Genomic DNA, 22,378 nt, shown 5'->3' with positions numbered 1-22,378 from the left:
GCTGAAATCTAGTACAGGAAGATCGGCAGCCAGTCCCTGTTGTGCGCATGAACCAGCGCGAGGAACAGCACCAAGTCGAAGAGCAGGTGCACGGACACCACGTAGGTGAAGGATTTGGTGAGCTTGAACGTGTAGCCCTGCAAGAGCGCGAACGGGAACGTCAGCAGCGGACCCCACGACTGGTAGCCGATCTCCCACAGGAATGACGAGAACACCACGGCTTGCAGAAGGTTGGCCAGCCAGTCCGGAAAATGTTGGCGCAGCAGGGTGAACGTGGTGCAGATGAAGAACAGTTCATCCCAGATTCCCACGGCGTTAACGCCCAGGAAGAGCCGCCAGAAGATCTGGGGATCGGAAGCGTCCGGCCAGTTTTGGTAGACGCCCGTCCTGATCAGGTACACCGGCAGGATGAAGTAGCCGAGGGCAACCACGCCTATGAGGTAGAGCTTCGCGGCCAGCGGCCACTTACGGCCCGTATTTACCGGGAATCTGATGATGTCTTCCCGGTAGAGGAACCGCGACACCAGCCATGGCACCAGCACAGCCAACGCGAGGGCTCCGCCCATGAGGGCCATGTGCTCGGTGCTGAGGTCAGCGTTGAGGGGCACCAGGCTGAAGATGGTCATGCCTGCTGCGATCAAGGTGAGGTGCCGCATCAGTTGGTGGTCGATGAACGCTGCCGTCACCACGCTCGCCACCAGCAGGCCGTAGCCGAGCATCCCGTTTCCCCACGCAAAGAGGGGCACACCGGACATGGAAAGCAGTGCCGCCGGCAGCAGCTTCCACGTCATTGCGGTCCGGGGTAACTCCGTTGACATGCGTGTCACCCCTCCAGCATGTCAGGGCTTCCCGTCCTGCAACACGTTTTCCCTCGTCAGGAGTCATCCAGGTGTCTCAGGTGCAGCGATTCGTCTGTAAGATTCGTGACAGGGCCCACATGTTCTCGTGGGGCCGGTCATGGCTGGCTTTGCCAGTGGGGGGACACACAAAAGGAATAATTTATGGCTCAAGACGCGGGCTCTTCAATACCGGAAAGCGGAAACTCACCGAAGGACGATGCTGCGGCATCTCCGGCCAGCGAAGAAATGACCATGCGCGAACAAGTGCTGGACATCATCGAATCCATCCTTGCCGATAGCGATGCCCGGAGCGAAGGCGTCAGGAACAATCTTCGCGCGTTGCTTGACGCGCGCCCTGACGACCCCGAGCGCGTTTTGCTGGAGCACTTGCTGGAGACCCGCAAGACGCCGGGTTCACCAGCCAAGGTCCCGGTACAACGTCAAGGAACCAGCCTGCACCTGGAGTCATCGGACACAGCCCGGACCGTGTCCGTCCCCGTCAGCCATGAAGTCCGCGAAAGCATCCAATCGATCCTTGCGGACAAGCTCTTGCTGACCGCCTTCCAGCCTGTCCATGCGTTGCCCGGCGGAGACGTGGTGGGCGTGGAGGCCTTGACCAGATTCGTCGGCGAGGATGGGGCCGGAGCCGATGTGTGGTTCAACGAGGCCGCGGCAGCGGGGTTGGGCACGGAACTCGAAATTGCTGCCTTGCATTGCGCCCTGACGGCTGCACACGATGTCCCGGAAAACATGTCCGTTGCGCTGAACCTCACCCCTGCGACGTCCAGCGACCCCCGCGTGCGGAACCTGTTGGCCGCTGCGGCACTCGCCCCGGACAGGATCATTGTTGAACTGACGGGCAGTCTGGACGTGGTGGGAGGGCAAACCGGCACCGACGGCCTGGGCCCTCTGCGCGCCCTGGGTTTGCGCCTGGCCATCAGCGCGTCCGGAGCCGCCCTGGTTTCCATGGAACGGATTGAACAGCTGCGCCCGGACATCATCAAGCTGGATCGACACTTGATTGAAGGTATTGAAAGCAACGACGGCCAAAAGACCCGGGCCAGGGCCATCGTGGAGCTCGCGCGGGAGATCGGTGCGGACATCATCGCGGAAGGCATAGAAACAGCCGCTGAACTTGATGAAGTCACTGCGCTGAAGGTCACGGCAGCGCAGGGGTACCTCTTGGGCCGCCCCTCCGTTCACCCCTTGGATTGGTCCGCGTGGAGCATCCGTGCGCAGACGGAAGCGCAGCCCGCAGGCTAACCAACTGCCCGGCTTTTGGGTGACTCGCGTAAAGTGGCATGCGGGGGTTTTTCGGTCCCAAGAAAATCGGGGACTGCTCAGGCAGGGACCCACCTAGCCAGGAAGTTCTTCGTTGATGGACAGTTTTTTCAGTATGCTCGCGGATCTTCGCGATAAAACAATCCCATCGAGGTTGGCGGCACGCATGAACTCTCCGCGGGGCCTTTTGTGGGGCTTCGTGGTGATTCACCTGGTGTTTCTGGTCTTCGCCGCCGTGCTGTCGTTGCGCGGGGAGGCCTTCAGCGACACCTTTATCTACCGTGAATGGGCGCTTGCAGGATTCAACGATGCCAACTTGACCGGCGGGCCCAGCCCCTGGGTGTACCCCATCCTGGCGCTGATTCCCATGGGCCTGGCAGCAGTTGCCGGCCCTGGCCCTTTCTTTTTCCTGTGGGTCCTGCTCACCACGCTGTTGAACGGTTGGGCGGTCCTCAAGCTCACTGACCGCGGCCGTCGGCAGGAAGCAATTCCCGCTGCCTGGTGGTGGCTGGTCTTCGTCTTCCTCATGGGCTGGCTGGGCTTCGCCCGCGTTGACGGGTTGACGGCCCCCATTGTCCTGGTGGCCCTTGTTTACGGCGCCACACGGCCCTTCGTCGCGTCCATCCTCCTGAGCGTCGCCACCTGGGTGAAGGTCTGGCCCGCAGCTGTCATGTTGGCCCTGTTCGCGGTGGTCAGGAAACGCCTGCACGTTGTGGCGGCAGGAATTGCGACGACGGCGGTGGTGGTTGGGCTGGCCGCGGCAGTTGGCGCCGTGCCCAAGTTGCTGAACTTCCTGACACAACAGGGAGACCGTGGCATGCAACTCGAAGCAACCTTCACCACTCCATGGTTGTGGTTGTCAGTCCTCGGCGTCGGGGATTCCCGCATGTACATGAACACCGACATCAACTCCATGCAGGTTGACGGACCCGGTACGGCATTCATGTCTGTGCTGATGCAGCCGCTGCTGCTCTTGGCCGCGGCCGCCGTCGCCGGCTTGACCTTCTGGGCATTGCACAAAGGAAAGCTCAACGGAGGCGTGGACCGCACGGAACTCCTCCTTTCGGGAGCCCTCACCCTGGTGACCGCCTTCATCGTTTTCAACAAGGTGGGTTCACCGCAGTTCATGGTGTGGCTGGCTCCGGCCGTGGCCGTGGGGCTTGCGCACAACTGGAAAGAGTGGCGCGTGCCGGCCACCATGCTCATAGTGATCGCCGTTGCCACCTACTTCATTTACCCGCTCTTCTATGATGCGTTGAGCCACAACAATCCTTGGATGGCCCTGGTCCTTACTATCCGTAACGTCCTGCTGGTGGTCCTCTTCTTCTGGTCAGCGCGTCGCTTGTATTCACTGGGCCGTAAGCCATCCGTGGTCACGGCACCTGCAGGCAAGGAGCACTAAGATTTCAGCGACGTTCTTCGACCGGCTGGTCCAAATCCGCAGCCGGGTCCTGCCCCCTGCCATCGTGGCGTGGTTCGCCCGCCCCTCCAGCGTGTGGTGGGGATTCGCCGTGGTCCACTTTTACTTCCTGTGCTGGATGGCGTCCTTCTTCCTCAACGGCAACACCTTCAGCGACACTGAGCAATACCGTCAGTGGGCGATGGATGGCTACAACCCGGAGAACCTCAGCGGAAAAATCAGTCCGTGGGTCTACCCCGTACTGGCCCAGATTCCCATCTTCCTGGCAGGCATTGCCGGTCCGGATCTTTACTTGTTGATGTGGTACCTGGGGATCACGGCCCTCAACGCCCTGGGCCTCTGGTACCTGACGCGCGGCCCACGGCGTGTTATCGGGATCGCGCCCGCGTGGTGGTGGCTGTTCTTCACCGTGTTCATGGGGTATCTCAGCTTTGCCCGGGTTGAGGGCATCACAGCCCCCATCGTGTTGATTGCGTTGATCTGCGCAGCCCAAAGGCCCGTTGTTGCCTCAGTTCTGCTGAGCATCGCCACGTGGATCAAAGTGTGGCCGGCAGCAGTGCTGGCACCCATGATCATCGCTTCGAAGAACCGGCTCCAGATGGTCGCTGCCGGGGTGGGCGTCACCGCCGTCGTAGGCCTTGGAACGTACCTCGCCGGTGGCTTCAGCCACATCCTGGACTTCCTGATCAACCAGGGTGAGCGAGGCATGCAACTGGAAGCCACTTTCTCCACACCCTGGGTGTGGCTCAGTGTCTTCAACATTGCCGGATCCAAAATGGCGGACAATACGGCCATCAACTCCACCGAGGTTTATGGGCCCGGTGCCGAGGTTGCTGCGTTCCTGATGCAGCCATTGCTGATAGTTGCCGCTATCGCGGCCGCCCTCCTCCTGATCCGTGCACTGCGGCGCGGAGCGGAGCGCGAGGAACTGTTCCTCGAGGGCGCCCTGATGATGACTACCGCGTTCATCGTGTTCAACAAGGTGGGCTCGCCGCAGTTCATCATCTGGCTGGCCCCCGTGATCATTGCCGGACTGACTCACGATTGGAACCGTTGGAAAGTGCCGGCGGCCTTGCTGATGGCCATTGCCATGACGACGTTCGTGATTTATCCGCTGTTCTACACCCCGCTCATTCACGCCCACCCGGCCATGGCAGCGGTGCTGACCACCCGGAACGTCCTGCTGGTGGTACTGCTGTGGTGGTCGGTGCAGCGGACCGTCGAACTGGGGCGGCGCGTGAACCGCGACGGCCCGGACCTCGACGACGCCCCGGTGGTCCCGAAAGCGCTCTAACGGACCAGGCCGCTCTAGCGGACCAGGTTTCTCTAACGGATAGTCGGAGGGCGGTGGAGCAGGCGGCGGTCAGTCTGCCCCACCCAGCGCGATAACTTCCCCTGGACCAGCAGCCTGCGTGTATGAATGTCCAAAAACACCAAGTAGAACGCGAACAGCAGCGCAATGGCGAAAGCCAACGAGGACAGGTCCACAGAGACCTCCACGAAGGACCACACCGATAGTTGGTCCTGCGCGCCGAAGACCACAAAGAAGGTCACGCCCACGTAGAGGCACCGCATCTGCCAGTCGTCCCTGATCCCCGTTACGGCAAGGAACGGCACGAACCACAGGATGTACCAAGGCTGAATGATGGGGGAGAGCAGCACGATCGCCGCGAAGGCAAGGGCCATTCGCCGCACCACCCGCGAATGGTCTCCGCGGAACATCAGCACCAGGACCAAGGCCACGGCGCCCCACTTCATGGCCGCCCGCAGGATGTCAGCCATGGCATTGCCGGGCAGCCCCAAGGCGTTGCCCAGGAACTCAATCTGCTGGCCAATGAAGCCCGACGGGGAGTAGCCCGTGAAACCGGGAGTGGGATCCGTGATGGCCCACGCCCAGCCCAGTCCCAGGCCGTAAGGGATACCGCTGACCACCAGGATGGCGAAGCTGATGCTTGCCGTTGCTGCCCAGATTCCGAACTTACGCGGCCAGGAGGCCCCTGCGCCTGCCCACATCAGACCTATGAAGGGCAGCAACAACACGGTGGCCGGTTTGATCCCGATGGACAGCGTCACCAGCAGGATGCCCAGGAGAGGCCGCTTGGTGGCCGCGAAGTAGGTTCCCGCAACGGCGAAGCCCACCATGATGGCGTCGTTGTGGGCGCTGGCTACGAAGCTGATGAGGAAGAGTGGATTGGCCACCGCGATCCAGAGCGCCCGGGCACCGTTGATGCCGTGCAGCTCCGCGAGCTTGGGTACGTAAATAACGCACAACAGCACCCCGCCTGCGGCCAGTACCCGGAACAGCAGTACTGATACGTCCGGCTGGGCGCCCGTGATGGCAACCACGGCGTGGGCCATCCACAAGAAGTAGGGGCCGTACGGAGTGCGGGCTTCCGCCCATGCCGGGTCCGCGCCCAAGGCGAACCAATTGTTCAAAGCCGAGATGCCGACGTCGTAAGGGTCTTGGCCTTCCATCATCAGCCGGCCCTGGCCTATATAGGCATAGACGTCACGCGAATAGACGGGCACAGCGAACAGCAGGGGCAGAGACCAGGCTCCGATCGCAGCGACGATCGGCTTGAGAGAGTTCCCCTCCCAGCTGCCCATCCGTTGGCCCAAACGCAGCCAGGAACGCACCAGCAACATGGCACCCACGGTCAAGAGGACAGCAGAGACCGTCACGCCCCAGCCTTCAGTGCGCAGGGCAATGACTATGGGATGGCGGATCATGGGGGATCCGTTGGCGATCCAGCCGATGCCAATAGATCCGGCAAACATGAACAAGGAGCCAAGGAACCCCTGCAAAATAGCGGGATAAGCAACGGGCTTTGTTGCTGGTGTTGTTGGTTTCGGGGACTTGGTAGAAGTGGAGGAAGACGGGCTTGCTGCTGCTGAGGTCTCTGGAAGTGGACTGGGGGTACTGCCTGCCGTCATGACTGGTCGGTTCCCCCACTCACGGTATGGCGCTTCCAAGAAATGAAACGCGGATTGAAGCCGAAGAGCTTGTACTTGCGGCAAGTGAAATTTTAGCGTCGATCCAGCCAACACCACCACAGGCGCGGCAAAGGGTGACGGACTCCATAACCATGCATCGTTATGCCGCGCGATATTCCCCGGAGTTCATGACGGATTCGGGATGCCCCCAGGGTCCCGGCCAACATATGCCCCTGGGGGCATACTAGCGCCGAACACGGGGCCGGGCTCCGGCCGCTTGGCGTGCCGCCCGTCGTCGGCGTTTCGCTGCGTCAAGCGGCGCACCACCCACGGAAAAAGATGTTCCCGGGCCCAGATCATGTCGCCCGCGCGTGCCTCACGCCAGTTCCGCTCGGGCAGGGCTTTGGGGGTCAACGGTTCCAGCGAATGTGGGACGTTGAGTGCATCGAGCACCATGATGGCAATGGTGTGCTGGCCAAGCGGAGAAAAATGCAGCCGGTCCGCATTCCACATACGGGGGTCCGTGAGTTGGCGCAATGCCCAGAGATCGGCGATCAGGGCATCATGCCGGGCCGCAATGACGCGTATGTTTTCGTTGAAGATGGCCACCTTGCCGCGGGCCAGCCCCAGCACGGGGGTAGCGCCAAAGTCCGGCCCGGCAAAGAGCAGGATGGTTGCACCGGTAGCGGCCAGCCTCTCCACACCCGCGTCCAGCTCGAGGGCGAGCTTGTCCGGATCGCTCCTGTGGAAGAGGATGTCGTTTCCGCCGGCGTTGAGGGTGATCAGATCAGGGCGCAGCTCGATTGCCGGGCCCACCTGCTCGTCGAGTATTTGGTGGAGCAGCTTGCCACTGATGGCCAGATTGGCGTAGGCAAAATCTTCGTGGCCGGTGCTCAATTCTTCCGCTACCCGGTCCGCCCAGCCTCGGAGGCCGCCTGGGCTCCGCGGTTCGGGATCACCCAAACCCTCCGTGAACGAATCGCCCAAGGCCACATAACGGCTCCACGGGTGCAGGCCAGCCCCGAAGCGACCCGAACCGTCCCGCGCTGAGCCATCCGCTGAGTGGGCGTTCATCTCCCCATAGTGCGCTTATGAGACTCTCTGCGCCATGGGTGGCCTCGCTGAATCCGCGTCAGATCAGCTCACCCGAACAGGACGGCGGCTTCGTCATACCGGCGCTGGGGGACCACTTTGAGTTTCCCGAGGGCCTCCTGGAAGTCCACCTGCTCAATATCCGTTCCCTTCAGCCCCACCATGGTGCCCCAGCGGCCCTCCGCCACGGAGTGGACAGCGGCCATGCCCAGGCGGGTTGCAAGAACCCGGTCGTAGGCAGTGGGCACACCCCCGCGCTGCACATGGCCGAGGATCGTGGTCCGGGTTTCGATGCCGGTCCGGGCTTCCAATTCGGGTGCCAGCTGGTCTGCGATGCCACCCATCCGCGGCCGGCCAAAGGTGTCAAGGCCACGCTCCGAGTGCGGGGAGTCCATGTGCTCCGGAACGAAGCCCTCGGCCACCACAACAAGCGGTGCCCGCCCGCGGGCGTGAGCCTCCTTCACCCATTGGGCGACCTGCTCAATGCTGACCTTCTGCTCGGGAATCAGGATGGCGTGGGCCCCGGCGGCCATGCCAGCATGCAAGGCGATCCATCCGACGTGCCGTCCCATCACCTCTGCAATCATGCAGCGGTGATGGGATTCGCCGGTGGTCCTGAGGCGGTCGATGGCCTCGGTCGCGATGTGGACAGCAGTGTCGAAGCCGAAACTGTAGTCCGTAGCGTCGAGGTCGTTATCCACTGTCTTGGTCACGCCCACAATTTTGAGCCCGGCATCAGTGAGGCGCTTAGCGGCCGCAAGGGTGCCTTCGCCGCCGATTGCGATGATCGCATCAATCCCCAGACGATCCAGGTTGTCCTTGATGACGTCCGGGCCGCCACCATTCTCAAAAGGGTTGGTGCGAGAGGTGCCCAAAATGGTGCCGCCCTGCTTGGCAATACCGCGCACCAAGGTCCGCGGTATATCCATGACGTCACCCTGGACAACCCCGCGCCAACCGTCGCGGAATCCGACGAATTCATGGCCTTTGATGGCGATGCCCTTCAGAACCGCGCCGCGGATTACGGCGTTCAGACCGGGGCAATCTCCACCACTGGTAAGGATCCCAATTTTCATGCTTCAGCTCGCTTTGTTAGGCCTGGAAGTGGAGGTCAGGAACCCACGGCAGCAAGCACCGACATGGCTTCCTCAACCACATTTGCTGCCGGGAACGACGGACGGTTCACGCCGGCCATCTCCTCCATCACGCGGACCACCTGGCAGCTGTAGCCGAACTCGTTGTCGTACCAGACGTACAGCACCAGGTTCTTGCCGTTGGAAATAGTGGCAAGGCCGTCAACGATTCCGGTGTGCCGGGAGCCCACAAAATCGGTGGAAACCACCTCGGGCGAATCCATGTAATCGATCTGCTGCCGCAGGACCGAGTGCAGCGCCATCTCCCGCAGGTAAGTATTGACCTCATCCTTGGTGGTGTCGTTCTTCAAGTTCAGGTTCAGGATGGCCATCGAAACGTCCGGGGTGGGCACACGGATGGAGCTGCCGGTGAGCTTTCCCTCCAACTCAGGCAATGCTTTGGCTACGGCCTTGGCGGCGCCGGTCTCCGTGATCACCATGTTCAGGGCAGCGGACCTGCCCCGGCGGTCACCCTTATGGAAGTTGTCGATCAGGTTCTGGTCGTTCGTGAACGAGTGCACCGTCTCCACGTGGCCGTGAATAATGCCGTACTTGTCGTTGATGGCTTGGAGGACAGGTGAGATCGCGTTCGTTGTGCAGGAAGCAGCGGTCACTATCTTGTCGGCGTCGTTGATGCTGCTGTGGTTGATGCCATGCACGATGTTCTTCAAGTCGCCCTTGCCGGGCGCAGTCAGCAAAACACGGGCCGCACCCTTGCTCAGGAGATGTTGGGACAGCCCTTCGGAGTCCCGCCAGCGGCCTGTGTTGTCAACAATCAGGGCGTCCTTGATTCCGTAAGCGGTGTAGTCGATCGTGGCGGGGTTGTCCGAGTAGATCACCTGGATCCGTACACCGTTGGCAGTGATCGTGTTGGCCGCAGCGTCCACCTTGATGGACCCTTCAAAGGACCCATGGACCGAGTCGCGCCGCAGCAGGCTGGCGCGTTTGGTGAGATCGTGCTCCGCACCCTTGCGGACCACGATTGCGCGAAGCCGCAGCCCGTGGCCGCCACCTGCTTGTTCCACGAGAATACGGGTCAGCAGGCGGCCGATTCGGCCAAAGCCATAAAGCACGACGTCGGTGCTCCCTCCGTCACCGCTCACGCTCTTGCCTACCACTCCGGCCAGTTCAGAGCGAAGGAATTCCTCAAGGCCGGCTCCGTTGCCCTCTTCCTTGAATTTCTGGTTCAACCGGGCGATGTCTATCACGGCTGAACCGAGCTGGAGCTTGGTCAAGGTCTCCAGGAGGGGCGCCGTCTCGTCCAACAGCAATTCTTCCTTGCTGATCCGGCGGGCGAAGCGGTGGGCCTTAAGGATGCTCATGGTGGACTTGTTGACCAGGCTGCGCCCATGGATGCTGGTCACCACGTTGTTTTCGCGATAGAGCCGGCCGATTACCGGAATCATGGCTTCGGCCAGGGCCTCCCGGCCCATCCACTCAGCAAGATACGGATCTGAGGTTTGCATGGAGCTACCTTTCCAGTGGAGGGGCGGGTCTGTTCAGCGGCGGCCTTCCGGGATGATCCAGACGCCACTCATCCATCGTCGTTCCTTGGCCAAGGATGCGAAACGCTAATTCAGGATGGTTATCACCACTCTTTCGGGTGGGCTGGTGGACATCCCGGGAACCGGCCTTCAACCCCGCACGCTTAGCAGTCCGAAAGGATAGTTCCAACCATCCAAAAACAGCGTTACCCCTGCCCGCCCGCTTAGGGACGATTGAGGAGGAACCCCACTACTTACCGAAAGGCCACACCATCATGAAACTTCAGGTTGCTATTGATTTGCTCACTACCGAGGCTGCTCTTGAGTTGGCGGGTCAGGTTGCTGAGTATGTTGACATCATTGAGTTGGGTACTCCGTTGATCAAGGCTGAGGGTCTTTCGGTGATTACTGCGGTGAAGGATGCTCACCCGGACAAGATTGTTTTTGCTGATTTGAAGACCATGGATGCCGGGGAGCTTGAGGCTGATATTGCGTTCAAGGCCGGTGCTGATCTGGTGACTGTGCTTGGTGCTGCTGATGATTCGACCATTGCTGGTGCGGTGAAGGCTGCGAAGGCTCATAACAAGGGTGTTGTGGTTGATCTGATTGGTGTTGCGGATAAGGTTTCCCGGGCCAAGGAGGTTCGTGCCCTGGGTGCGAAGTTCGTGGAGATGCATGCTGGTTTGGATGAGCAGGCGAAGCCGGGCTTTGATCTGAATGGTTTGCTTCGTGCCGGTGCTGAGGCTCGTGTTCCGTTCTCTGTTGCCGGTGGTGTGAAGCTTGCCACGATTGGTGATGTTCAGAACGCTGGTGCTGATGTGGCTGTTGCTGGTGGCGCTATTTATGGTGCTGAGGATCCTGCGCTGGCAGCGAAGGCCCTCCGCAACGCCATCGTCTAGTTCTTTCCACAGACCGTGGCGTCCCGCCATCTACAGGGGTTGCGGGACGTCACAACAACGGCTGCGGGCCCTGGAATCTCAGGGCCCGCAGCCTTTTTTGTCGGGGGCAGACCCCGACGCTCACTACACGAACTTTGCGGGAGGAAGCATCATGACTACAACGAAACAGGGTGCCGACCATGACTAAGCAGCTGATTGACGGATACGACGGCGTCCTCGCGGACCTTGACGGTGTGGTTTATACCGGACCACGGGCCATCGACGGGGCCACAGAAGCGTTGGAGAGGCTTGGCAAGGAAGGCAAGCGTTTGGCATACGTGACCAACAATGCGTCCCGTTCATCCGAACAAGTTGCTGCCCACCTACGTGAGTTGGGCGCACCAGCCACTGCGGAACAGGTGTTCAGTTCAGCGCTGGCCGGTGCGGAACTCCTGGCCGGTCAGGTTGCTGAAGGCTCAGCAGTGCTGGTGGTGGGGAGCGATTCCCTTGCGGACGCCGTGAGGGCACAGGGGCTGGTGGTGTACCGCTCGGCCCACCACCAACCGGATGCCGTCATAGACGCCGTCATCCAAGGTTTCTCGCCCGAACTGGGGTGGTATGACCTGGCAGAAGCCGCCTACGCCGTGGCTGCGGGCGCAGTATGGGTTGCCACGAACACCGACATGTCACTTCCCCAAGAGCGCGGTTTCGCGCCAGGGAACGGAACTTTCGTAGCCGCGGTGGCAGCAGCCACCTCGAAGACGCCATCAGTTGCAGGAAAGCCCGGGCCCGCCCTTTTTGGAACTGCGGCCCGCCATTCAGGGCTTGTCCGACCCCTTGTGGTGGGTGACCGGCTGGACACGGACATTCTCGGCGGAAACCGGGCAAATATGGATACCGCGCTCGTCCTGACAGGCGTGGACTCCGTGCATTCTGCCCTGGCGGCGCACGTTGACCAGAGGCCGGACTTTCTGATTGGCTCGCTCGCGGAGCTGTACCAGGAGTACCCCACCATAAGACCCGACGGCGTCTCCTACTCGTGCGGTGAGGCCGTCGCCACCGCCACCGTCACCACGGTGACGGTCAGCGGACGCGAGGACCACCTCGATAGCTGGCGGGCAGCGTGTGCCGCCTGGTGGGCAATGCACCCCGAGGTCACCCCTTCTGCCGCCCCCGAGGTCAGCTTCACCGTGGCTCTATCCTTCACTGCGGCCGGCTAAGTCACAGCTGTGATGACTCGTCCACTTTCTGCAGCGTGTACCACTTCGTAGTCGTGCTTCATGAGGCATCCTGCTTTGATAAGGCGTACCCGACCGTCAGCTTCGTATCAATCAGGTGGAAAATGTTCCGCCTGATGTGTCCAAGCACCAACGCCTGGGCCTTCTCGGGTTGATCTTGAGCAACCGCCTGAACCAGCTCCAAGTGTTCAGCGGTTGCTGTTTCGGGGTCAAATGCCACAGCAAGGGGCGTCCACAACTGCTGGACCGTCTCCTGCTGCAGCCTGATCTCGGCATTGGCGAGTCTGGGAGATTGTGCTGCCATAGCCAGCTCGACGTGGAAACGGCTGTCGGCTGATGCACGGTGCTCAGGGGAGTGCGCGAGCACCAAGGAACGTGCCAGATCCTGGAGGCGCTCGAAGTCGTGGGCATCTGCGCGCTCGCAAGCCAGCCGGATGGTTGCGGCGGCTATGGCTGCGTGTTCGTCTCCGATGTCTCGGATCTCGGAGATCGACGTCGAAAGGAACCAATCCCGCATGGCGTCCGCTTGCGTTTGCGGCTGCTTGACGACGAAAGAACCGCCGCTCCGGCCCCTGCGCGTCTCCACGATGCCCCGGTCCCGCAGCTCCGTCAAGGCTTCGCGAAGAGTAGCGCCACCAACTCCGAACATTTCCGAGAGTGCCGCTTCAGCAGGCAGGCGTTCGCCCACCTTCAGCAGGCCGAGGGAGATCGCGGTGGAGATTCTGTCGACAATTGCCTCGGCGCGCTCAATTTCCGGCAAAGAGCGGTAAATCTGCGACTGAAAAGGGGACGGCGATGCCACGAGTCTGCGCTCCGAAAGTTGGACTGGAAGTGGCTTCAATACTACCGACGGGAGGTGCGGACCACTCCTTAAGTGTAGGAAGAACCGTCAGAAAACAGTGTTACCCCACCCCTTTTGATTCGGAAACATGGTTCTCAAGCGAAAGACCTCCTCGACCACTGCAGGACGAGGACTGAAACCGAAGGGGACAAATCGTGAATACGACAGCAAGCGCGACGACTGCCGCGTACACCAAAGCATCTGATATTGTCCGCAATCTGTCCCTCGTTAGGGACGAGATCACGGGCACCGCAGCGAAGCTTGATGAACAGCAGATGGCCCGCCTCGCGAGTCATATCAGCCACCCGGGCCGCATTTTTGTTGCGGGTGCGGGTCGAAGCGGTTTGGTCCTGCGCATGGCCGGCATGCGATTGATGCACTTGGGTCTCACAGTCCACATCGCGGGTGATACCACCACGCCTGCGATCGCATCGGGCGATCTGCTCCTGGTGGCTTCGGGCTCCGGAACCACATCTGGCGTCGTCAAGTCAGCAGAGACAGCAGCCAAGGCCGGTGCCCGCATCGCGGTATTCACCACCAACGCTGATTCGCCACTTGCCGGGCTCGCCGACGCTCTGGTCATCATTCCGGCTGCACAGAAGACCGACCATGGTTCGGCCGTCTCCAAGCAGTACGCGGGATCGCTTTTTGAGCAAGCACTGTTCCTTGCCACCGAGGCCATCTTCCAGTCCCTTTGGGAAAGCGATGCGCAGCCGGCGGAAAAGCTTTGGCTGCGCCACGCCAATCTTGAGTAAACACGCCGTCCTCTAAGTACCAAACCCAGATTTTTACACCCCATTGAAGTAAATAACAGAAGGAAAAAAATCATGAAACTTCAGGTTGCTATTGATTTGCTCACTACCGAGGCTGCTCTTGAGTTGGCGGGTCAGGTTGCTGAGTATGTTGACATCATTGAGTTGGGTACTCCGTTGATCAAGGCTGAGGGTCTTTCGGTGATTACTGCGGTGAAGGATGCTCACCCGGACAAGATTGTTTTTGCTGATTTGAAGACCATGGATGCCGGGGAGCTTGAGGCTGATATTGCGTTCAAGGCCGGTGCTGACTTGGTGACTGTGCTTGGTGCTGCTGATGATTCGACCATTGCTGGTGCGGTGAAGGCTGCGAAGGCTCATAACAAGGGTGTTGTGGTTGATCTGATTGGTGTTGCGGATAAGGTTTCCCGGGCCAAGGAGGTTCGTGCCCTGGGTGCGAAGTTCGTGGAGATGCACGCTGGTTTGGATGAGCAGGCGAAGCCGGGCTTTGATCTGAATGGTTTGCTTCGTGCCGGTGCTGAGGCTCGTGTTCCGTTCTCTGTTGCCGGTGGTGTGAAGCTTGCCACGATTGGTGATGTTCAGAACGCTGGTGCTGATGTGGCTGTTGCTGGTGGCGCTATTTATGGTGCTGAGGATCCTGCGCTGGCAGCGAAGGCCCTCCGCAACGCCATCGTCTAGTTCTTTCCACAGACCGTGGCGTCCCGCAGGCAACGCCCGCGGGGCGCCATCTTTTCGAACCGTGAAAATCTGGGAAAGGCTGGTCGCAGTGCTTTGTCTGGCAGGTGAGAACGTGGAAGTCACGGTGACAGAACCACACCGTATAGATGAGTTACTGGATGAAGCTGAGGCAATGCTTCGGCAAACGTCGCAGCGGGTTGCAGGCATTTTGATGACCCGGCATGAGCCTGGCCGGTACACGCTCAGCTTGAGTGACTCTGTTCCGTTTGGGGAGACCCGCGAACAGCTCCGCTCGTGACCCTCCGATTAACTCGCAACCCCCGCATCCCCGGGCAGTCGGGGGCCGGCTTCGGCCGATGCCTTGCTGGCCCGTGACGGACGAACCTGGAGAAGGCCATGATCGTAGATCTTCCCGATACCACTACTTCCAAGATCTCCAAGAAGATCATGTCCCTGCGTGAGCAAGGCGGTGTGATCGCGCTGGGGCGTGTGTTGACTCTGGTGGTGGTGACGAAGTCCGGGCAGGAAGAAGAAGCCATCGAAGCAGCCAATGAAGCCAGCCGGGAACACCCCTGCCGGATCATTGTCCTGGCCGACGCCGGGGTGGAAGGCCCGGACCGTCTGGACGCCCAGATCCGGGTGGGCGGGGACGCCGGCGCCTCGGAGGTCATCGTCCTGCGCGGTCACGGGCACATGGCCCACGAAAGCGAGTCCCTGGTCGCGGCCCTGCTCCTGCCCGACGCGCCGATCGTGGCGTGGTGGCCGCACGGCGCCCCGGAAAGCGCCTGTGAAACCTCCATCGGACGGATCGCGCACCGCCGCATCACCGATTCGGCCAACGAATCGGACCCCCGCCTCGCGCTGGAAAACATCCGGGCCACCTACAAAGCAGGCGACACCGACCTCGCCTGGACCCGACTAACCAACTGGCGCATGCAACTCGCCGCTGCAATGGATCACGTGGATCCGGCCGCGATCACCGGGATCACTGTGGAAGGCGCTTCGGATTCCCCCAGCACCTTGCTGCTGGCAACCTGGCTCGGCCGCGCCCTCCGAGCGCCGGTCACTATCCTGGCGGACCTGCCCGGTAGTGGCATCCGCGGGGTCAGGCTCATGACTGCTTCCGGCGCCATCAGGCTGTCCAGGCCTGGTCATACAGTGGCAGAACTGACCCAACCCGGGCAGCCCGCACAACGCATCACCCTCGCCCGCAGAAGCCTCAAAGACTGCCTCGCCGAAGAACTCCGCCGGCTCGACCCAGACGAGGTCTTCGGCGAAACGGTTCGCGGCTTCGACATGTCCCGCGTCCGGCACGAGCGCCTCCACAGTGGTGGCGGTGTGGACGTAGATGCCTTGGTATGCGCACTCAGCCAGGTGGATGACAGTCTTGCCGAGGTGCGGTAAGCCCTCATCCCCACCCATGCACCTACTCTTTCGAGTAGTTGAGGGCTGTTCAACAAACTACGACTGCCGCAGACCGTGGCTGTGGGCCAAGGCGATCGCTTCGGTCCGGGAGCCGACGTCGAGCTTTTTGAAAAGGTTCCGGACATGGAACTTGACCGTGTTCTCGCTGATACCCATCGACGACGCTATGGTGCGGTTCCGGTGCCCGGTGGCCAGGTGCTGCAGCACTTCGAGTTCGCGGGCAGCGAGGTTCCATCCTGCGACATCGCCGGCTGGACGTGCCGGAAGGTCCAAGGGAAGCGAAACGAAGACATCCGCACCCCAGCCGGACATGACGTCCATGCGGAGCTGTCCGGTGAGTGCTTGGACCCTGCGGTCCAAACGGCTGATGCTCGGATCCTCGGTGGTGAGCGCGCCGCCGCCGTCGTCACGGACGTTGATCAACAGGTTTTCGCCGTCGCAGTCCCAGTGCGTCCGGATCCGCGTGACATCCGGCTGTTCCATCATGACCAGGACCAGCCCGCGGACGATTGCCCGTGCTGCGTGGGCAACTTCTCCGGGGAGGGCCCTGCCGTTCAAGGGAGGTTCGATGAACTGGACCTCGATGCCGCTGAAGCTCGTAAGTGGGCGCAGGTCTTCGCGCAGGCGTTCGAAGGCTTTGACCACCGGTTCTTTCACCAAATCCGTGGTGCGGTCGCTGTGGGTACGGAGGCCCACCAGTGCTCTGGCGGCGAGGTCGGTGACGGTGGTGCGCGCCGTGGCGTCGTCCATGGAGGATGAGCGCAGGGCGGCCAGGAGGGTTTCCAGGGTGGTGGAGTGCAGATCGGTCAGTTCGGCCGTCACGCGGATGCGTTCGGCTGATGCCGCGCGGGATTCCAACAAGTACGACGGCGGCGCGTCCGCCACTTTCTCCTGGATCCGCCGGGCGGTGATGTCCCAGAGATAGCTCACCAGGTCCAGCCCGGTGTCTCCTGGATCGGCGGGAAAGGGGTCGGTAATCACCAGGAGTGCATTGCTGGCGGGATGCTTGAGTGCCATCGCCTGCCGGGACTGTCCCGCAAGCTCAGCGTCACCGAACCAAGGGCCGTCGTCCGGGAGGGCAGCACGGAGCGCGTCCAGCTCAGCGATGGAGACCTTGGAAATGATGTCCTCGGAACCGGCTTTCTTCTGCGGCCGCCCCGTGCAGTCTTCGGTGAAGATCACCAGTGCGCTGCTCCCGAGTGAGGGGAGCGTGGCCTCACGCAGCCTTTCAGCGATGTGGGACAAGGGCGCGTCGGCCAGTGCTGCCACAGAACGCAACAGCGGCCAAGGGTGGTCTGAAGGGGGCATAGCAGCTTCCTTGCTGGGCTCGTGAGTGTGGCTGCGCGACGATGCGAAACCAACCGGGTGAATTCCCTGTCCTAAAGTGTAGTCAAAAACTGTCAGAAAACAGTGTTTCGCCGAACTGTTTATTTCGGGAGCATGGGAATCAACCACAAAGCATGGATGCGGCCATTTCGGCCGGCCACCATATCAAAGGGGATAACTCGTGAATCCGACAGCAAGTGCGGCGCTGACCTTCAGCAACGCAGATACTGCACCCGCAACACTCGACTGGACGTTCGAGGACCAGCGCGCCGTGGACACCGCTCGCGTGTTGGCCGCTGACGCCGTGGAGAAGGTGGGCAACGGTCACCCCGGCACTGCAATGAGCCTCGCCCCGGCAGCGTACCTGCTGTTCCAGAAGCTGATGCGCCACGACCCCCGTGATCCCGAGTGGATCGGCCGCGACCGCTTCATCCTCTCCCCGGGCCACTCCTCGCTGACCCTATATATCCAGTTGTTCCTCTCCGGGTACGGGCTGGAGCTGAAGGACCTCGAGGCGCTGCGTACCTGGGGTGCTTTGACTCCGGGCCACCCCGAGTACAAGCACACTGCCGGTGTGGAAATCACCACCGGCCCGCTGGGCCAGGGGCTCGCGTCGTCGGTGGGGTTCGCCTACTCGCAGCGCCGCCAACGCGGCCTGTTCGACGCCGATGCTCCCGCCGGCGAGTCGCCGTTCGACCACACCATCTGGGTGATCGCTTCCGACGGCGACATCCAGGAGGGCGTCACGTCTGAGGCATCGTCACTGGCGGGCCACCAGGAACTGGGCAACCTCGTGGTGATCTACGACGAGAACCACATCTCCATCGAGGACGACACCGACATCGCCTTTACCGAAGACGTCCTCAAGCGCTACCAAGCGTACGGCTGGCACACCCAGCGCGTTGACTGGACCAAAACCGGCAACTACGTAGAGGACCTGCAGGAGCTCTACTCAGCGCTGCTTGCAGCCAAGGCAGAGACGAACAAGCCGTCCATCATTTCGTTGCGGACCATCATCGGCTACCCGGCACCGAAGAAGCAGAACACCGGCAAGATCCATGGCTCTGCACTGGGCGCCGAGGAAGTTGCTGCGGTGAAGACTGTGCTCGGTTTCGATCCGGCCAAGTCCTTCGATGTTGACGGGGAAGTTCTGGCCCATGCCCGCAAGGTCCTGGACCGCGGTGCGGTGGCCCGCGGGCAGTGGGACGAAGCATTCGGCGCCTGGCAGTCCGCCAACCCGGAGGGCGCCGCCTTGCTGGAGCGCATTGAAGCCAAGCAGCTTCCTGCGGACCTCGAGTCCCTTCTTCCTGTTTTCGAAGCCGGGAAGGACGTTTCCACCCGTGCAGCTTCCGGTAAGGTCCTGAACGCGATCGGCCCGGTTCTTCCCGAGCTCTGGGGCGGTTCGGCCGACCTCGCCGAGTCCAACAACACCACCATTGAAGGTTCGCCGTCGTTCATCCCGACCTCGCGTTCCACGGACGCCTGGAAGGGCAACCCGTACGGCCGGGTGCTGCACTTCGGTATCCGTGAGCACGCCGCGGCATCCATCGTGAACGGTATTTCCCTGCACGGCCGCACCCGCGCGTTCTCCGGTACGTTCCTGATCTTCAGTGACTACCAGAAACCGGCCATTCGTCTGGGTGCCCTGATGGGTGTCCCGTCCATCTATGTGTGGTCTCACGACTCCATCGGCCTGGGCGAAGACGGACCCACCCACCAGCCGGTGGAGCAGCTCGCCTCGCTCCGCGCCATTCCGGGCTTGGACGTGGTCCGCCCCGGTGACGCGAACGAGGTTGGTATCGCGTGGAAGACCATCCTGGAGAACCACCAGAATCCCGCCGGCATTGTCCTGACCCGCCAGAATGTTCCCACGTTCGCCCGCGGCGAGGGCACAGCCTCCGGAGACGTCTTTGCCTCACCGGCCGGTGTGGCCAAGGGTGGTTACGTGCTGGCAGAAGCCTCCAAGGACGGCGAAACCGTTGACGCGCAGGTCATCCTGATCGGCACCGGTTCCGAGGTCCAGCTCGCAGTGCAGGCCCGCGAAGCCCTCCAGGCTGAAGGCATCGCAGCCCGCGTTGTATCCATGCCCTGTGTTGAGTGGTTCAACAAGCAGGACGAGGCCTACCGCGAGTCCGTACTTCCGGCATCAGTGAAGGCCCGTGTCTCAGTTGAAGCAGGCCTGGCCCTGGGCTGGCGTGAATTTGTTGGCGATGCCGGCCGCTCCATCTCCCTGGAGCACTTCGGCGCCTCGGCCGACTACAAGCGCCTGTTCAACGAATTCGGCATCACCGCCGAAGCCGTGACCGCAGCTGCCATGGAATCCCTGGCCGCTGCAAGCAGCTAACACCTCCAAAACTGCAGTGCGGCGGGTGTTGTGGGACACCTTGAGGCGTCCCACAACACCCGCCGCCGCAGCCCTCCACTTTCGAAGGAAGAACATAAGCCATGACCAACGCAACACCCACCGCACAGCTCTCCGCCGCAGGCGTTTCCATTTGGTTGGATGACCTTTCCCGCGAACGGCTTTCCAGCGGAAGCCTGCAGAAGCTCATTGATGAAAAGAACGTTGTTGGTGTCACCACCAACCCGTCCATCTTCCAGGCCGCCATCACTTCCGGTAAGGACTACGAGGCAAAGATCGCGGAGCTCGCGGCAGCCGGTGCCAGCGTTGAAGAGACGATCCTTGAAATCACCACCACGGACGTGGCCGATGCCTGCGATCTCTTCGCACCCATCGCCGCCGCCACGAACGGCGTGGACGGCCGTGTCTCCATTGAGGTGGACCCTCGCTTGGCATGGGACACCGAGGGCACCATTGCTGAGGCCAAGCGTCTCTACAAAAAGGTTGACAAGGACAATGTCCACATCAAGATTCCGGCAACCTTGGAAGGCCTGGCCGCCATCACGGCAACCTTGGCTGAGGGCATCAGCGTCAACGTGACGCTGATCTTCTCTCTTGAGCGCTACCGGGCTGTTATCAACGCGTTCCAAACCGGACTGAAACTGGCCAAGGACAACGGCCACGACCTCTCCAAGATCCCTCCGTGGCTTCGTTCTTCGTCTCACGCGTGGATACCGAGATCGACAAGCGCCTTGACGCCATCGGCACCGCTGATGCCAAGGCACTCAAGGGCAAGGCAGGCGTAGCGAACGCACGCCTGGCCTACCAGGTCTACGAAGAGCTCTTCTCCACTGAGCGTTGGTCCGTCCTGGCCGCCGCCGGAGCTCGCCCGCAGCGCCCCCTGTGGGCATCAACCGGCGTGAAAGACCCGGCTCTTCCGGACACCCTCTACGTCACCGGACTCGCAGCCCCCGGCCTGGTGAACACCATGCCGGAAAAGACACTGGATGCCACGTTTGATCACGGAGTAGTCACCGTCGACACCATCACCGGCACCTACGAAGAAGCCCACCAGGTCCTGAACGCCATCAAGGCACAGGGCATCTCCTACGCGTTGGTGGTCTCGGTCCTCGAGTCCGAAGGATTGGAGAAGTTCGTGACCAGCTGGAAGGAACTACTGGCCGACGTCGAAGGCGCCCTCGCCGCTGCCCGCTAGGCTGCCTCAGCCCCGGACGTCCTCTCCACGCCCTCAACTGCAAGCTTTGACCGATACTGAAAGGCAGGCATCATGTCCACTTCACCTCTGACATGTTGTATCAACCCCAGCATTCTCTCCGCCGACTTCGTCAACCTCGAACAAGAGCTGGCGCGCATCAGCAATGCGGATGCCGTGCACGTCGACGTCATGGATAACCACTTCGTGCCGAACCTGACCCTCGGGTTGCCGGTGGTGGAGCGGCTGCAAAAGGTCAGCCCGGTACCGCTGGACGCGCACCTGATGATTGCGGAGGCCGATCGTTGGGCTCCGCTGTATGCTGACGCCGGCCTGGACTCGGTGACCTTCCATGTGGAGGCGGCCATGGCACCCATCAAGCTCGCCCGTGAACTCCGTGCACGGGGCTCGAAAGCCGGCATGGCCTTGCGCCCGGCTACGCCGGTGGAGCCTTACTTGGACATGCTGCCGGAGTTGGACATGCTGCTGCTCATGACAGTGGAGCCGGGCTTTGGAGGCCAGGCCTTTTTGGGCGTCGTCCTGCCCAAGATCCGGCGCGCCCGCGAAGCAGTCGAGGGCTCCGGCGTGAACGTTGCCATCCAGGTTGACGGCGGCATCACCGAGGAAACCATCGTCCGCGCAGCGGAAGCCGGGGCCAACGTCTTCGTGGCCGGCTCTGCCGTCTACGGCAAGCCATCACCTGCCGAGGCGATTGAGTCCTTGCGGACCAACGGGCAACTTGCCTTCGCGCAGCGGACCATCGACGACGAGCTCCAGAAAGCCTAAAGGACCACCCACATGCGCGTTCACATCGCAACAGACCATGCAGGCATGGAACTCAGTTCACATCTCATCACCGAGCTGGCGGCAAGGGGCTACGAGATGGTGGATCACGGGCCCTCCTCCTATGACCCGGAAGACGACTATCCGGCCTTTTGCATCAAGGCCGCCACCGCCGTCGTCAAGGACCAAGCCGCAGGCGTGGACGCTTTGGGAATTGTGCTGGGTGGCTCGGGCAACGGCGAGCAAATCGCCGCAAACAAGGTACCCGGTGTCCGTGCCGCATTGGCGTGGAACCTGGACGCAGCGGTACTGGCTCGCCAACACAATGACGCAAACGTGGTGGCAGTTGGCGGACGTCAGCACACTGTGGAGGAGGCCACCGAGCTCATTAAGGCCTTTCTTGCCGAGCCGTTCACCAATGCTGAACGTCATGAGCGCAGGATCGGTAAGATCGCCACCTACGAAACCACCGGGGTCCTCTCCGACTAGTTCCGGGGCGCATCGCGGCCGGTCTTCGGACTGGTAGGGCATCCGGCCGGGGGAGGGTAACCCGGCCGCTTCCCGTCATTCATCCGCCCACACATCATGTGCTTCGACGAAGCACCAGCATAGGAGTCACCATGCCCATTGCAACCCCAGAGATTTATTCCGAGATGATCGACCGTGCGAAGGCTGGCGGTTTCGCTTTCCCCGCGGTCA

Annotated in this window: 18 protein-coding genes and 1 pseudogene; 12 read left to right on the top strand and 7 right to left on the bottom strand. The window is 61.6% G+C overall.

Going from position 1 to position 22,378, the window contains the following annotated elements; translation table 11 throughout:
• Positions 1 to 8 precede the first annotated feature (8 nt).
• A complete protein-coding gene (locus tag ACIQH5_RS17880; protein WP_400405948.1) occupies positions 9 to 827 on the bottom strand; it encodes a CPBP family intramembrane glutamic endopeptidase in 819 nt (272 codons plus the stop codon).
• Between the two features lie 174 nt (positions 828 to 1,001).
• Here ACIQH5_RS17880 and ACIQH5_RS17875 point away from each other — a divergent pair, with 174 nt between their 5' ends.
• The 3 genes from ACIQH5_RS17875 to ACIQH5_RS17865 all read left to right on the top strand — a co-directional run bounded on the left by ACIQH5_RS17875 (position 1,002) and on the right by ACIQH5_RS17865 (position 4,834).
• Complete coding sequence (locus ACIQH5_RS17875) at positions 1,002 to 2,102, top strand: EAL domain-containing protein (protein WP_400405946.1); 1,101 nt, start codon at positions 1,002 to 1,004, stop codon at positions 2,100 to 2,102.
• A 115-nt stretch (positions 2,103 to 2,217) separates the two neighbouring features.
• Entirely contained in the window at positions 2,218 to 3,522 is a 1,305-nt protein-coding gene (locus tag ACIQH5_RS17870) for a glycosyltransferase 87 family protein (RefSeq protein ID WP_400405944.1), read from the top strand.
• Positions 3,523 to 3,583: 61 nt separating this feature from the next.
• Entirely contained in the window at positions 3,584 to 4,834 is a 1,251-nt protein-coding gene (locus ACIQH5_RS17865; protein ID WP_400406120.1) for a glycosyltransferase 87 family protein, read from the top strand.
• A gap of 32 nt (positions 4,835 to 4,866) precedes the next feature.
• Here ACIQH5_RS17865 and mptB read toward each other — a convergent pair whose 3' ends face one another.
• The 4 genes from mptB to ACIQH5_RS17845 form a co-directional block, all read right to left on the bottom strand.
• Positions 4,867 to 6,474 (bottom strand): polyprenol phosphomannose-dependent alpha 1,6 mannosyltransferase MptB, encoded by a 1,608-nt coding sequence (gene mptB / locus ACIQH5_RS17860; RefSeq protein WP_400405942.1) that lies wholly within the window; start codon positions 6,472 to 6,474, stop codon positions 4,867 to 4,869.
• Positions 6,475 to 6,660: 186 nt separating this feature from the next.
• Entirely contained in the window at positions 6,661 to 7,548 is an 888-nt protein-coding gene (locus tag ACIQH5_RS17855) for an SGNH/GDSL hydrolase family protein (protein WP_400405940.1), read from the bottom strand.
• Between the two features lie 68 nt (positions 7,549 to 7,616).
• On the bottom strand, positions 7,617 to 8,642 hold the full coding sequence (locus ACIQH5_RS17850; protein ID WP_400405938.1) for an ATP-dependent 6-phosphofructokinase: 1,026 nt from the start codon (positions 8,640 to 8,642) through the stop codon (positions 7,617 to 7,619).
• 35 nt (positions 8,643 to 8,677) lie between these two features.
• Positions 8,678 to 10,165, bottom strand: coding sequence for a glyceraldehyde-3-phosphate dehydrogenase (locus tag ACIQH5_RS17845; RefSeq protein ID WP_400405936.1), 1,488 nt, complete (start codon positions 10,163 to 10,165; stop codon positions 8,678 to 8,680).
• 293 nt (positions 10,166 to 10,458) lie between these two features.
• Between ACIQH5_RS17845 and hxlA (ACIQH5_RS17840) the strand changes: the two genes are divergently transcribed.
• The gene (gene hxlA, locus ACIQH5_RS17840) at positions 10,459 to 11,082 is read left to right on the top strand and encodes a 3-hexulose-6-phosphate synthase (RefSeq protein ID WP_400405928.1); all 624 of its coding nucleotides are present in this window, start codon (positions 10,459 to 10,461) and stop codon (positions 11,080 to 11,082) included.
• A 179-nt stretch (positions 11,083 to 11,261) separates the two neighbouring features.
• The gene (locus ACIQH5_RS17835; RefSeq protein ID WP_400405934.1) at positions 11,262 to 12,281 is read left to right on the top strand and encodes an HAD-IIA family hydrolase; all 1,020 of its coding nucleotides are present in this window, start codon (positions 11,262 to 11,264) and stop codon (positions 12,279 to 12,281) included.
• Positions 12,282 to 12,339: 58 nt separating this feature from the next.
• Here ACIQH5_RS17835 and ACIQH5_RS17830 read toward each other — a convergent pair whose 3' ends face one another.
• Entirely contained in the window at positions 12,340 to 13,101 is a 762-nt protein-coding gene (locus ACIQH5_RS17830; protein ID WP_400405932.1) for a FadR/GntR family transcriptional regulator, read from the bottom strand.
• Between the two features lie 194 nt (positions 13,102 to 13,295).
• Between ACIQH5_RS17830 and hxlB the strand changes: the two genes are divergently transcribed.
• From hxlB to ACIQH5_RS17815, 3 genes are all read left to right on the top strand, one after another.
• Positions 13,296 to 13,895, top strand: coding sequence for a 6-phospho-3-hexuloisomerase (hxlB, locus tag ACIQH5_RS17825; RefSeq protein WP_400405930.1), 600 nt, complete (start codon positions 13,296 to 13,298; stop codon positions 13,893 to 13,895).
• 72 nt (positions 13,896 to 13,967) lie between these two features.
• Entirely contained in the window at positions 13,968 to 14,591 is a 624-nt protein-coding gene (gene hxlA / locus ACIQH5_RS17820) for a 3-hexulose-6-phosphate synthase (protein ID WP_400405928.1), read from the top strand.
• Positions 14,592 to 14,987: 396 nt separating this feature from the next.
• A complete protein-coding gene (locus ACIQH5_RS17815; protein ID WP_400405926.1) occupies positions 14,988 to 15,995 on the top strand; it encodes a glucose-6-phosphate dehydrogenase assembly protein OpcA in 1,008 nt (335 codons plus the stop codon).
• A 57-nt stretch (positions 15,996 to 16,052) separates the two neighbouring features.
• Here ACIQH5_RS17815 and ACIQH5_RS17810 read toward each other — a convergent pair whose 3' ends face one another.
• Positions 16,053 to 17,324 carry a LuxR C-terminal-related transcriptional regulator gene (locus ACIQH5_RS17810; protein WP_400405924.1) on the bottom strand — a complete coding sequence of 424 codons (1,272 nt, stop codon included), beginning with the start codon at positions 17,322 to 17,324 and terminating at the stop codon, positions 16,053 to 16,055.
• A 199-nt stretch (positions 17,325 to 17,523) separates the two neighbouring features.
• Here ACIQH5_RS17810 and tkt point away from each other — a divergent pair, with 199 nt between their 5' ends.
• The 4 genes and pseudogenes from tkt (at position 17,524) to ACIQH5_RS17790 (ending at position 22,168) form a co-directional block, all read left to right on the top strand.
• Positions 17,524 to 19,686, top strand: a complete 2,163-nt coding sequence (tkt, locus tag ACIQH5_RS17805; RefSeq protein ID WP_400405922.1) for a transketolase — start codon at positions 17,524 to 17,526, stop codon at positions 19,684 to 19,686.
• A gap of 101 nt (positions 19,687 to 19,787) precedes the next feature.
• Positions 19,788 to 20,899 (top strand): annotated as a pseudogene (tal, locus tag ACIQH5_RS17800) (transaldolase).
• Positions 20,900 to 20,971: 72 nt separating this feature from the next.
• Positions 20,972 to 21,682, top strand: coding sequence for a ribulose-phosphate 3-epimerase (gene rpe, locus ACIQH5_RS17795; RefSeq protein ID WP_400405920.1), 711 nt, complete (start codon positions 20,972 to 20,974; stop codon positions 21,680 to 21,682).
• A 12-nt stretch (positions 21,683 to 21,694) separates the two neighbouring features.
• On the top strand, positions 21,695 to 22,168 hold the full coding sequence (locus tag ACIQH5_RS17790) for a ribose-5-phosphate isomerase (RefSeq protein ID WP_400405918.1): 474 nt from the start codon (positions 21,695 to 21,697) through the stop codon (positions 22,166 to 22,168).
• Positions 22,169 to 22,378 lie beyond the last annotated feature (210 nt).

Source organism: Paenarthrobacter sp. NPDC091711, assembly GCF_044756605.1.
Taxonomy (GTDB): domain Bacteria; phylum Actinomycetota; class Actinomycetes; order Actinomycetales; family Micrococcaceae; genus Arthrobacter.
Note: the sequence above shows the minus strand (reverse complement) of the source record. Positions and strands in the feature narration are given on the sequence as shown.

Bases quoted from the DNA above. Each gene is read 5' to 3' on its own strand.
- hxlA (WP_400405928.1), top strand. From the start codon at position 13,968: ATGAAACTTCAGGTTGCTATTGATTTGCTCACTACCGAGGCTGCTCTT.
- ACIQH5_RS17810 (WP_400405924.1), bottom strand. From the start codon at position 17,324: ATGCCCCCTTCAGACCACCCTTGGCCGCTGTTGCGTTCTGTGGCAGCA.
- ACIQH5_RS17850 (WP_400405938.1), bottom strand. From the start codon at position 8,642: ATGAAAATTGGGATCCTTACCAGTGGTGGAGATTGCCCCGGTCTGAAC.
- ACIQH5_RS17790 (WP_400405918.1), top strand. From the start codon at position 21,695: ATGCGCGTTCACATCGCAACAGACCATGCAGGCATGGAACTCAGTTCA.
- ACIQH5_RS17870 (WP_400405944.1), top strand. From the start codon at position 2,218: ATGGACAGTTTTTTCAGTATGCTCGCGGATCTTCGCGATAAAACAATC.
- hxlA (WP_400405928.1), top strand. From the start codon at position 10,459: ATGAAACTTCAGGTTGCTATTGATTTGCTCACTACCGAGGCTGCTCTT.
- ACIQH5_RS17845 (WP_400405936.1), bottom strand. From the start codon at position 10,165: ATGCAAACCTCAGATCCGTATCTTGCTGAGTGGATGGGCCGGGAGGCC.
- ACIQH5_RS17855 (WP_400405940.1), bottom strand. From the start codon at position 7,548: ATGAACGCCCACTCAGCGGATGGCTCAGCGCGGGACGGTTCGGGTCGC.
- ACIQH5_RS17835 (WP_400405934.1), top strand. From the start codon at position 11,262: ATGACTAAGCAGCTGATTGACGGATACGACGGCGTCCTCGCGGACCTT.
- rpe (WP_400405920.1), top strand. From the start codon at position 20,972: ATGTCCACTTCACCTCTGACATGTTGTATCAACCCCAGCATTCTCTCC.
- ACIQH5_RS17815 (WP_400405926.1), top strand. From the start codon at position 14,988: ATGATCGTAGATCTTCCCGATACCACTACTTCCAAGATCTCCAAGAAG.
- mptB (WP_400405942.1), bottom strand. From the start codon at position 6,474: ATGACGGCAGGCAGTACCCCCAGTCCACTTCCAGAGACCTCAGCAGCA.
- ACIQH5_RS17875 (WP_400405946.1), top strand. From the start codon at position 1,002: ATGGCTCAAGACGCGGGCTCTTCAATACCGGAAAGCGGAAACTCACCG.